This window comes from Flavobacteriales bacterium (genome assembly GCA_016704485.1).
Lineage (GTDB): Bacteria > Bacteroidota > Bacteroidia > Flavobacteriales_F > PHOS-HE28 > PHOS-HE28.
Window position 1 is genome coordinate 2181444 of record JADJAA010000001.1, and the last position, 11431, is coordinate 2192874.

Below are 11431 nucleotides of genomic sequence, written 5' to 3' on the forward strand. Positions count from 1 at the left end.
CACAGAGAATTGCAACTCATCCGTGTCCTCTGTGCTCTCTGTGGTTTATCTACATACATGGAAAGTGTAGCGATCCATAGCACCCGCGTGATCACCCCAACAGGTGTAATTGAAGCTACGGTCATCATCGCCAACGGCAAGATCTCCGAGGTCTTGAAAGGCCGTGTTGAGTCCAAGGGAATTCCGTTCGAAAGCGTCGGTGACAACGTTATCATGCCCGGTGTGATCGATGTACACGTCCACATCAACGAACCGGGACGCACCGAGTGGGAAGGCTTTGAAACTGCCACGAAAGCCGCAGCTGCTGGAGGCACCACAACTATGATCGAAATGCCCTTGAATGCTAGCCCGGTCACTACCACGGCAGCAGCACTGAAGGTGAAGCTTGAAGCCGCCAAGGGAAAGATGCACGTCAACTGCGGATTCTACGGCGGTGTGATTCCAAGCAACATCGATGACCTCGATGAATTGTTGAGTGCCGGTGTATTCGGCATCAAGGCATTTCTAACGCATTCCGGCATTGAGGAATTCCCGAATGTCACCGAAGCAGATCTACGGAGGGCACTGCCGATCTTAAAGAAACATGATGCGGTCTTGTTAGTGCATTGTGAGTTGGAGGACATACGATCCACCACGGGCACGGTCACTCCGGGCTTGACCCGGAGTCTCACCGATGCCCGCTCGTACGCCAACTACCTCGCCTCCCGCCCAGCCAAATGGGAAACCGATGCAGTCGCGCTAATGATGCGCCTCAGCGACGAGTTCGATGTTCATGTCCATATCGTACACGTTTCTTCCGCCGAAGCGTTGCCCTTGATCCGTGATGCGAAGAAGCGTGGTCTCCGAATAACCGCCGAAACTTGCCCGCATTACTTGGTTTTTTTTGCAGAACACATTCCTGATGGTGCCACAGAATACAAATGCGCCCCACCGATCCGCGAACGCGCGAACAACGAATTGCTTTGGGAAACACTGAAGGATGGAACGCTCGATCTCGTATCAACCGACCACAGCCCCGCACCGCCGGATATCAAAGAAACCACGAGTGGAGATTTCATGAAAGCGTGGGGTGGCATCGCAGGGCTGCAATTCTTATTGCCCGCATTCTGGACAGGAGCTCAACAACGCGGATTTTCATTAGAAGATGTTGCACGTTTGTTATGCGAACAACCTGCTGATCTCGTTGGTCTGAAGACCAAAGGTCGTATTGCAGTTGGCTGCGATGCAGACCTCGTTATTTGGGATCCCGAAGCGAGTTTTGTGGTGAAGGAGATCCATCACCGGCATAAGCTCACGCCGTATTTGGGGATGACGTTGAGTGGGGTGGTGGATCGGACGGTTCTGGGAGGAATGACGATTTTTACAAAAGGTAGTTTTGGTCAACTCATTGTCGCACCGCTTTTGATGGATTGCGAAGACTAACACGCTGCTGGTCCATGCCTTTTCCTGTCGAAAGAAGATTCATTGAAGACACCGAACGAGAATTAGGAGTTCAGTTCCCTGACGCGTTCAAAAAGAAGATGATGTTGATGAACGGTAGCGAAGTAAGTGTGGCGAGCGAAGTTTGGCAACTCTTTCCTTTTTGGGACAAGTCTGACAGTAAGAGGTTGAGCAGAACCTGTAATCACATAGGCTTGGAAACGAAGAATGCAAAGAGTTCATTGAGCTTCCCAGCCGAGGCAATTGCAATTGCGACCAATGGCGCAGGTGACCATCTCGTATTCATTCCCACTTTTCCAGGTTCCGCCAAGCTCGCTGAGAATTTGCAAGTATGGTTGCATGAAACAGGAAAGCTCATTCCGACGAGATCAATTTTGAAATAGGAAGAATTCATGACTAACGACACACAAGCCCCCAACTTCACCAAACTCATAGACCTCGCAGCAGAACGCTTCGGAGGAAAAGTACTGTGGTGTACCGATGATTTCTTCGCCGCGAAGGAGAACCTGATCAAACCGGAGAAGGCCATCTTCATTCCGGAGAAATTTACGGAGCGTGGCAAGTGGATGGACGGTTGGGAAAGTCGTCGCAAACGCACCGAAGGCCACGATGAAGCAGTCATTCAACTCGGTGCTGCGGGGGTGATCAAAGGTTTCGATGTGGATACTGCACACTTCCTCGGGAACCAACCACAGTATTGCACTATTGATGCTTGCTACGCACCCGATGGCAACTGGGAAAAGGCGGAATGGGTGGAAGTGCTAGGGAAGACGGTGTTGAACCCTGGGTCGCAGCACTTGGTTCCCGTGCATCATTCACCTTCGGCCGATCGCCTTTTCACCCACGTAAAACTCCACATCTATCCGGACGGCGGTGTTGCACGTCTCCGCGTCTACGGAGAGGTACAGCGCGATTGGACAGCAGTAAAAGCCGATGAACTTATCGACCTTGCGTCTGCCCAGAACGGCGCATTATCCATCCAATGCAACGATATGTTCTTCAGCCACATGAACAACCTGCTGATGCCTGGTCGTGGCATCAACATGGGTGATGGTTGGGAGACGAAGCGCAACCGTACACCGAACAACCACGACTGGGTGATCATACGCCTGGCACATAAAGGAATCCTGAAAAAAGCACTCATCGACACGGCACACTTCAAAGGGAATTACCCTGATTCCTTCACGCTGGAAGGATGCTCCAGTGATACGGATGATCTCGCCAATGCGAAGTGGTCAACCATCATCGAACGGACGAAAATGCAAGCACATCACGAACACCAATTCGAGAAAGAGGTTTCGTGTAATGAGCCGGTCACTCATGTTCGTTTGAATATTTTCCCGGATGGAGGGGTAAGTAGGATCCGGTTATGGGGGACGATCGCGTGATGAGAAACTTCGACTTCGCTCAGCCCAAGAAAGTAGAGGGTCACACGATCAGAACATATGTTCACCTGTAGTTGTGATGTAGCTTCCATTTCCATTTTCTTTGGCTCAGGGTCTACTGCCTCGGTGCCTCTGTCCACGCCATAAACCTGATCCACCACGACTTTATCAGTTTTTCACGACTTTTACCCTCTCCATCTGTGTGACTTTGTGCCTCTCCGGCGAACCTGAAAATGAAACTCGACCAACTGAATCGTCTCAATGAGGACGATGCGACCACTGCCTTTGAACAATGCTGCGGCGCTGCCCAATGGGTAGAGCGCATGGTCTATGCAAGGCCATACGAAAGCCTCGCCGAGGTTCTAGAGACCAGCGATACCATCTGGGAAGAATGTGACGTGGATGATTACGAAGAGGCATTTACACACCACCCGCGCATCGGTGATGTGGAAAGTCTGGCCAAGAAATACGCGAACACAAAAGTGTGGGCCGCCGGTGAGCAGAAAGGATTGGAAGGTGCAGACCTTGCGGTGATCGAGAAGCTCGCTGCGGGCAACACAGCCTATGAAGAGAAATTCGGCCACATCTTCATTGTGTGTGCCACCGGAAAAAGTGCAGCAGAAATGCTGGCGATGCTTGAAACCCGTATGAAGAACGCCCCCAAGGACGAGATCCATATCGCGGCGGGAGAGCAGAACAAGATCACGAAGCTGCGGCTGAAAAAACTTCTGGCATGAGCACCGTCAGCACACACGTCCTTGACACGGCGCGCGGAATGCCTGCGCGCGGAATCCGCATTACGCTGCAACGCTCCACTGTCGAACACAAATGGGAAGACCTCGTCATGGGCAGCACTAACGCCGATGGCCGTGTTCCAGAGCTGTTACCAAAGGACACGCAACTTCCAGCCGGAATTTATCGCATCCGTTTTGACGTAAGCGCGTATTTCAGTGAACATAAAGCGAAGAGTTTCTACCCTTACATCGAAGTGGTCTTTGAACTCGGCGCGGATGGTCATTACCATGTGCCGCTGCTGTTGAGCCCTTGGGGGTATTCGACATATCGGGGGAGTTGATCTGCGCCTTCAGTAACACACGTTTTCACGAGTCCAATTGCACTTTTATGCCCTCAAGCATCCCCGCCAAAGACAAGTCCCGCATCCTCGCCAGCCTCGGCAAGGCCAACAAGGCATTCCAGCTGATCTACCCCGGCGACAAGCCCGACCGCCAGCCCGTGCACACCGTGTATGGAGGCGCGGACCTTTTCACTGCCGAGACCGCGCAGAAGATGGCGAACGCCGCGCTGAAGACGTTCATGGAGAACGCCGCCGACTTCACCGAATTCGCTCGCGCCATAGAGCTGCCCGGCTATGAAAAACTGCCGAAGAAGGCCGTCGACATCGCCAAGTTGGAGAAGCGTTTTGCGAAGCTTTCGCCGACCAAACGCAAGGAGGAGAATGGCTGGCTCGCCTACGCCACCTACAACAAAGTGATCCACAAGCTGCGCACCGAGGCGCTGGAGGATTTCCGCATCGACTTCGAGGACGGTTTCGGCAACCGCAGCTGGGAAGAAGAAGACGCCACTGCCGCGCAGGCCGCCATCGAAGCTGCCAAAGGCATGAAGGCGAAGTCACTTCCGCCGTTCATCGGCATCCGCATCAAACCCTTCACCGAGGACCTGAAGGAACGCGGCGCGCGCACACTCGACATCTTTCTCACTACCCTCGCCAGCAAGACTGGCGGCAAGCTGCCCAACAACTTCGTGGTGATGCTGCCCAAAGTGTCCATCCCAGAGCAGATCACTGCGCTGGTGCAACTCTTCGAAGTAATCGAGGCCAACACCAAGATCGCCAAAGGCGCACTGAAAATGGAGATGATGGTGGAGACCACGCAGGCCACCATCGGTTCCGATGGCAGCAACCCGCTGCGCCGCTTCGTGCTCGCCAGCAAGGGCCGCATGATCGCCACGGCCTTTGGCACCTACGACTACACCGCCGCCAACAACATCACCGCGAAGTACCAGGACATGGGCCACGCCGTCTGCGATTTCGCGCACATGATGATGAAGGTCGCGCTCGGCGCCACCGGCATCTGGCTCAGCGATGGCGCCACCAACGTCATGCCCATCGGTCCGCACCGTGGCGCGAAACTCACACCGAAGCAACGCGCCGAGAACAAGGCCGTGATCCACCGCAACTGGAAAAAGGCCTACGACCACACGCGCCACTCGCTCTGGAAGGGCCTCTACCAAGGCTGGGACCTCAACCCCGCGCAGTTCCCCATGCGCTACGCCGCCGTCTACAGCTTCTTCCTGGAGAGCTACGACGATGCCGCCGCGCGCCTCAAAGCCTTCGTGGAACGCGCCGCGCGCGCCACGCTCACCAGCGATGTCTTCGACGATGCCGCGACCGGTCAGGGCCTGCTCAACTACTTCCTGCGCGGATTGAATTGCGGTGCGATCAGCGAGGAGGAGGCGTTGGCTACAGGGCTGTCGCTGGCGGAGATCCGGACGCGGTCGTTCTTGAAGATCTTGGAAGGGAGAAGGGAACGCAGATAACGAGGACGAAGCGCGCGGATAGGCGCAGATAGAATGCCTTTCTGATCAGTGTTGATCAGCTCTTTCAGCGTTATCAGCGTTCTATTCTTTTGGGCGTGCCGGCTCGAAGACTCGCCGTCGGGCTATCCGCAGTAGTCCTCGGCGAAGACGCCTGCGGGCTACTTGCTCCTATCCCTCACGTAAACGCGGTTCACCTGATATGCTCCGAGATGACCCTGCCTTTGTGATAGATCCTTGAACTGAGGATCCTGTTCGTGCTATCCATCCAGGTCCATTGCCCTTCCTCCAGGGCGTTCCGGTATTGTCCGACCATGCGGCCGCCGATGCTGTCGATCTCGATGGTCGGGCCTTCCAGCGTATCGTTGATGTAGGTGCGGGAAATATAGCGACCTGTCTTTGACCAATAGTGAGTGCGCCCGGTCTGCCGGCCGTCTTCGAATGTCGCCTCGTACTTCGGTCGTCCATCATCGTACCATTCTCGTCTCTCTCCGCTCTCTTCGCCAAGGAATAGCGTGTTCGTCTTTTTGAGCTTGCCATTCGGATACCAACACCGGATATCACCGTGCTCGAGTTCTTTGACCACTGACCATTCGGCCTCCAATTGCCCGTTCTCATACCAACTGGTGAGGATGATTGTGTCTCCTTGAGCATGACCAACGACCCGCCTCTTCCCACTAGGATAGAACTCTTCCAGGGTATAGCGGCTGGTATCGCCACGTTCGGGATATGTGCGTACGATCTCCTCGCGGCCATTGTCATAACGCTCACGGATTTCGCGGTACGGCTCTTCCCTGCATCCCGTAAAGGCCATGACCAGCCCCAGGACGAAAGAGAATCTTGCCCGAGTGGTCATGAGTACAACCCCATCAACACCTTCTCCGGCGTGTACGGTGCATCGAACACCATCCGCGCGTCCGGCCGAAAGGCCTTGATCGCGTTCTGGATCGCGAAGTACACCCCGATGCCATACATCAACGGCGGCTCGCCCACCGCCTTGCTGCGCCGGATCGCCAGAAGATAGGAAACACGATTCATGCTTTCTTCCATCCACTCTTCAGTTTCTTCAGGTATTTCGGGTGTCGGCGCATATCGAAGAGACCAATGATCACGATCGCCTTTCGGTCGATGCGGTAGAGCAGTATGTTGTAAGGTTTGATAGGCGCTTCACGCAAGCGGGCATGACCGGTACTGCGAAATCCTTTTGGGAACATCACGATGTAACGGATGGTGGCATCGACCTCATCCACGAAACGTTGCTCTTCCCGTCCAGTCCACTTTTCCCGCAGGTACTTCAGTACGTCGATGTATGTGGCGATCGCCTTGGGCGTCCACCTTACCGCTTTCGCCATGCGCGGATCTGCTTCATCGCTTCGGCATGGCTGACCGTTTCGCAGTTATCGGCTTGTGCGAGGCTTTGCTCAACATCCTTGCGCACTTTGGCAGGTAGATCTTCCCACCAATCGGCTTTCTGTAGATCAAGCACTGCCTTCACTTGATCTAAGACTTCCTCGTCGTTGGTATTGAAGACCTGCTTTGCGATGTTCGCTTGTTTGAATTCAATGCGGCTCATGGCACTTGGTTGTTATCCAAAGGTAGGGTGCAGCTTGCAAAGTGAGAAGGGAACGCGGTTAACGCGAACGATGCGCGCAGATCTACGCAAATATGATGGCTCTCTTATAAGTGTTGGTCAGTTCTTTCAGCGTTCGTCACTCCGGTCTTGAACTGGAGAGGGTTCTATTCTTTTGGGCGTGCCGGTGTTGAATGCACACCGTCGGGCTATCCGCTGCAAGTCCTCGCCGAAGACGGCTCCGGGCTTTCCGCTTCTATCCCTCACGCGAAATGCAGTAGCCGCTTGTAATCGAGCCGCCATGGAATCAAATTGGAAACCTCTTCGTCAGATACTGGTCAACGAACAGTTGAGGGTCATCCCCTGCAACTCTGTCAAACCCCTTGACAACCTCCTCCCTCCATTCTTTTTGGGTGCGGCTATCTGGCATCGGCGAACCCGCAACAGTTAGGTAGCCGTCGCGACCGTCCCAACGGAAACGCACTGCCTCGTGATGCTTAATGGCGATGAGCTGCCAACTACCGAATGACGAATACTCTGTGTGAAGCGAGCCGATTACAATGTCGCGTGCTGCCAATCGCTCAACAAGAGCAGACAAGTCTCTGATGAACTTCGCGGCATATTGGGATGATCGTTCCATTAGGTGTAAAGGCTCATCAAAACCTTCTCAGGAGTAAATGGTGCATCGTACTTCGCAACATACTTCGGGTTGAACGCCCGCACTGCATTCTCGATCGCGAAGTACACCCCGATGCCATACATCAACGGCGGCTCGCCTACGGCCTTGCTTCTACGGATCGCCAACGGATGTCCATCGGTTGGTAGTGCTTCGATGATCAGTTCCTTCGGTACGCTGTGGATATCAGGGATCTTGTACGTGCTTAACGCGTTGCTGAGCAATCTGCCTTTGTCATTATAAACGATCTCTTCCATCGTCATCCATCCAAGGCCTTGCACAACACCGCCTTCGATCTGGCCGATGTCCACAGCGTCGTTCATGCGTTTGCCGAAGTCGTGGACCAGTTTTACTGCATCTGTAACGTAGGTGCCACGGATGCAATCTACAGTGACCATTACGGCTGCTGTTCCATACACGTGGTACGCAAAGGGATGGCCTTTCTCCTTCGTCTTGTCGAAGTGGATATTCGGTGTGGCGTAGTGTCCGCTTTCGCTCAGGTTCACGCGGTCCCAGTGGCATAGGTGGATCAAATTCTTCCAGTCGAGGTCCGTGGCTTTGCCGTTGTTGAGCACCGCTTCATTCTCGATCGTGATCGCCTCCGGCTTGCTCGTGAGGATCCGTGATGCTTTCTCTTTAATGCGCTCCAGAATGGCGTTGCAGCCGATCTCCAGCGCCTTTCCGTTGAGGTCCGCAGTTGCGCTGGCTGCGCTGGGACTGGTGTTCGCAACGCGCGTGGTGTTGGTGCTTTCCAACTTGATGCGCTCCACGCCGATCCCGAAGGCTGCTGAGGCAACCTGCACCATTTTGGTGTTAAGGCCTTGGCCCATTTCCACGCCGCCGGTGCTCACGCCCACACTGCCGTCCTGGTACACGTGTACCAGCGCTCGTGCATGGTTCATCGGCGTGTTGGTGAAGGAGATCCCGAAACAGATCGGCATGATCGCCATGCCCTTTTTGTGCGTTTCGCTCTTCACATTGAATGCATCGATCTCCGCTTGCTGCTTGTCGAAGTCGAAGGTCTTCTCCGCGAGCTCCCATGCTTCTTTCGCCAAGACGTGGTCGGCGATCTGACCATAGCTGAACTCGCTGCCTTCCTTGATCAAATTGCGTTTCTGGATCTCGCGTGCGCTAACACCAAGTGTCTGTGCGGCTTTCGCGATGGCGGCTTCCATGACGAACATGCCTTGTGGTCCACCGAAGCCTCGGAATGCGGTGTTGGGCGGAAGATTTGTGCGACAGCAATAGGCCGTCACATCCACATTCGGAACGTGGTAGGCATTTGTGGCGTGGAAGAGCGTGCGCTCCATTACGGCAGGGGAGAGGTCCGCTGAAGCTCCGGCGTTCTGGTGGAAAGTTGCTTCGTAGACCACGATCTTCAGATCCTTATCGAAGCCGATCTTGAAATCGCTGCTGTACGGATGCCGCTTGCCCGTCATGCGCATGTCGTCCATGCGGTGCATGCTGAATTTTATCGGCTTCTTCATCACGAACGCGGCCATGGCCACTAATGCCGCCCATGCGGATGCTTGATCTTCTTTACCGCCGAAGCCGCCACCCAAGCGGGTCACATCCACTTCAATCTTGTGCATGGGTACGCCAAGCACGCGCGCAACGGTTTTCTGCACAGCGGTTGGTCCTTGCGTACTGCTGCTGATGCGAACGCTTCCGTGCTCGGTCGGATACGCATACGCGCCCTGCGTCTCGATGTAAAGATGTTCCTGTCCGTTCGTATCAGCCCGACCTTCGAAAATGTGCGCGCACTTGTCCCACGCCTTCTGTGTATCGCCCAGCTGGAACCTGCGCGGCGGAATGATCAACTCGCCTTTCGCACGTGCTTCACGCGGATCGGTGATCACGGGCAATTCTTCCAATTCGATGTTGACGAGCGCGCGTGCCTGCCGCGCCACATCTTCCGAAGTGGCGACGATCAACGCAACTGGCATGCCCCAGAAATGGATCTCGTCCTCTGCGAAAAGCGGTTCATCCGGAATGATGCCACCGATCTGGTTCTCGCCCGGAACGTCCTTGTAGGTAAGTATCCGCACCACGCCGGGAACGGTCAACGCTTTGGACAAATCGAGCTTTTTGACGTGCGCATGGGCGGAGGGCGCGTCATACGGAAGCGCATACAGTGTGCCTTGTTGCACCGGGATGTCATCCAAATAGATGGATCGCCCGGTGACGTGGAATGCGCTGTCGACGTTCTTCATGCTCGCCGTTGTGGATCCAACAGCAAAGCCGTGGGCAACGGTTTCAGCGAATGTCTCCATGTCAGGGATCAAGCGTTGCGCTCCTTTCTTGCCGCTCGTATTCATGCCAGTTCCTTCAGTTTGAACCGCTCTGGGAACAGTTCCATGAAATGCGCGAAGAAGAGTTGACGCAACAGTAAGCGCTTATAGTCCGCGGTGCCGCGCGCATCACTGATCGGTGCGATCTCATCATTCATAGCAGCTACGGCCTTGCGCACGTTTTCCGGTGTGGCCTCTTTCCCAGCAAGGAAGGCGGCAGTATTCGCGAGGAACTTAGGAACAGGTGCCACGCCACCGGCGCTCAGGAACGCTTTTCGTATCGTGCTGTTGTCCATCTCCAAGCGGATCGCACTGTTCACACTGGCGATGTCCAAGTACGTGCGCTTGCTCACTTTTTCGAAGTTGAAGCGTGTGTGCTGTGTGGGTAGCTTGAAGCGCACAGTGGTGAGGATCTCGTCCGCGGACTTGTCGATGTCCTTATAGCCTTTGTAGAGATCCTTCAACTTCAATTGGTGCTCTTCACCTGAAGAACTGCGAAGTGTGATCGTACTGTTGAGCGCGATGAAGAAGGCGGTGAGATCCCCGATGGGCGAGGCGTTCACGAAGTTCCCTGCCAGTGTGCCCATGTTGCGAATGGGGGTGGAACTCACGAGCAGCAAGTGCTTTTCCAGCTTTGGAAAACGCGCGCGAAGTTCCTGCGAAGCGATCAGCTCGTTCGCCACGGCTGCTCCGCCGATGATGCATTCATCGCCTTCGATGCGGATGCCCTTCAAGCCTTCGTCGTTGAACACCGAGCGGATCGGTGCATGGTGCATGGTGTCGTGCTTTTGCACGTAGAGGTCTGTGCCGCCCGCTAGGGGCGGGAAATTTCCCGCCCGTACGGGCGGTGCGGGCGCAATGGTCTTCAACCGTTCCGTGATCTCTGAAAAATACCCCGGCACAAACCCATTCTTCACGCTCCAGGCGATAGGATCATTCACGTCCTTCTTGGCAAGTTGCTCGGCGACATCCGCGGCTGCGCGTTCAATGCTTTTGTAGCCGGTGCACCGACAGATGTTCCCGTCGATGGAGCGCACGGCGAGCTCTGAAGTAATGGTTTCCTGCGAAAGGCAGCAACCGCTCAACGATACGACGAAGCCCGGCGTGCAGATGCCGCATTGCGTGGCGCCTTGGTCGACCATCGCTTGTTGTACGGGGCTTAGTTTATCCACGCCTGCACCATGCTCCAAGGGCTCGGTGAGGCCTTCCACCGTAACGATGTGCTTGCCGTGCACGTTCGCCAAGGCCAACAAACAGGAGGTCATCGAGCGGTATTCGAGCTTAGGCTTCTCGGCTCCGCTCGAAGACCTAAGCTCGCCGACAAGTACCGTACAAGCTCCGCAGTCGCCTTCGCGGCAGCCGATCTTGGTGCCTGATAATTGTTCGTGGTAACGGATAATGTCCAGCAGGACCGTGCCCGTTGGCGCGGTGCTTTGGATCGTACGGTCGTTCAGGATGAAGTCAGTGGTCTTGGCCATAGCAATTGCGTTTGCCAAGATAGGGGAGATACCCGCCC

13 protein-coding genes are annotated in these 11431 nt (G+C 55.0%); 6 read left to right on the forward strand and 7 right to left on the reverse strand.

Features of this window, described 5'->3' with window-relative positions:
• The first annotated feature begins 57 nt into the window (after positions 1-57).
• From allB to IPF95_09300, 6 genes are all read left to right on the forward strand, one after another.
• Positions 58-1422, forward strand: a complete 1365-nt coding sequence (allB, locus tag IPF95_09275; protein MBK6474887.1) for an allantoinase AllB — start codon at positions 58-60, stop codon at positions 1420-1422.
• A gap of 14 nt (positions 1423-1436) precedes the next feature.
• Positions 1437-1823, forward strand: a complete 387-nt coding sequence (locus IPF95_09280) for an SMI1/KNR4 family protein (GenBank protein MBK6474888.1) — start codon at positions 1437-1439, stop codon at positions 1821-1823.
• Positions 1824-1832: 9 nt separating this feature from the next.
• Complete coding sequence (gene alc / locus IPF95_09285) at positions 1833-2828, forward strand: allantoicase (GenBank protein MBK6474889.1); 996 nt, start codon at positions 1833-1835, stop codon at positions 2826-2828.
• Between the two features lie 230 nt (positions 2829-3058).
• The gene (uraD, locus tag IPF95_09290) at positions 3059-3562 is read left to right on the forward strand and encodes a 2-oxo-4-hydroxy-4-carboxy-5-ureidoimidazoline decarboxylase (GenBank protein ID MBK6474890.1); all 504 of its coding nucleotides are present in this window, start codon (positions 3059-3061) and stop codon (positions 3560-3562) included.
• Positions 3559-3900: a hydroxyisourate hydrolase gene (uraH, locus tag IPF95_09295; protein ID MBK6474891.1), complete on the forward strand. Its 342-nt coding sequence runs from the start codon at positions 3559-3561 to the stop codon at positions 3898-3900. Before uraD ends, uraH begins: the two co-directional genes overlap by 4 nt.
• 47 nt (positions 3901-3947) lie before the next feature.
• On the forward strand, positions 3948-5381 hold the full coding sequence (locus IPF95_09300) for a phosphoenolpyruvate kinase (GenBank protein ID MBK6474892.1): 1434 nt from the start codon (positions 3948-3950) through the stop codon (positions 5379-5381).
• A gap of 190 nt (positions 5382-5571) precedes the next feature.
• Here the strand turns inward: IPF95_09300 and IPF95_09305 are convergent, their stop codons facing one another.
• From IPF95_09305 to IPF95_09335, 7 genes are all read right to left on the reverse strand, one after another.
• Positions 5572-6234 (reverse strand): hypothetical protein, encoded by a 663-nt coding sequence (locus IPF95_09305; protein ID MBK6474893.1) that lies wholly within the window; start codon positions 6232-6234, stop codon positions 5572-5574.
• Entirely contained in the window at positions 6231-6428 is a 198-nt protein-coding gene (locus tag IPF95_09310; GenBank protein ID MBK6474894.1) for a hypothetical protein, read from the reverse strand. Before IPF95_09310 ends, IPF95_09305 begins: the two co-directional genes overlap by 4 nt.
• Positions 6413-6730 (reverse strand): type II toxin-antitoxin system RelE/ParE family toxin, encoded by a 318-nt coding sequence (locus IPF95_09315; protein MBK6474895.1) that lies wholly within the window; start codon positions 6728-6730, stop codon positions 6413-6415. Before IPF95_09315 ends, IPF95_09310 begins: the two co-directional genes overlap by 16 nt.
• The gene (locus tag IPF95_09320; GenBank protein MBK6474896.1) at positions 6715-6951 is read right to left on the reverse strand and encodes a hypothetical protein; all 237 of its coding nucleotides are present in this window, start codon (positions 6949-6951) and stop codon (positions 6715-6717) included. The genes IPF95_09315 and IPF95_09320 overlap by 16 nt, the downstream gene beginning before the upstream one ends.
• A 304-nt stretch (positions 6952-7255) precedes the next feature.
• On the reverse strand, positions 7256-7588 hold the full coding sequence (locus IPF95_09325; protein MBK6474897.1) for a hypothetical protein: 333 nt from the start codon (positions 7586-7588) through the stop codon (positions 7256-7258).
• Complete coding sequence (locus IPF95_09330; GenBank protein MBK6474898.1) at positions 7588-9837, reverse strand: molybdopterin-dependent oxidoreductase; 2250 nt, start codon at positions 9835-9837, stop codon at positions 7588-7590. Before IPF95_09330 ends, IPF95_09325 begins: the two co-directional genes overlap by 1 nt.
• A 101-nt stretch (positions 9838-9938) precedes the next feature.
• Positions 9939-11393, reverse strand: a complete 1455-nt coding sequence (locus tag IPF95_09335) for an FAD binding domain-containing protein (GenBank protein MBK6474899.1) — start codon at positions 11391-11393, stop codon at positions 9939-9941.
• Positions 11394-11431: the final 38 nt, after the last annotated feature.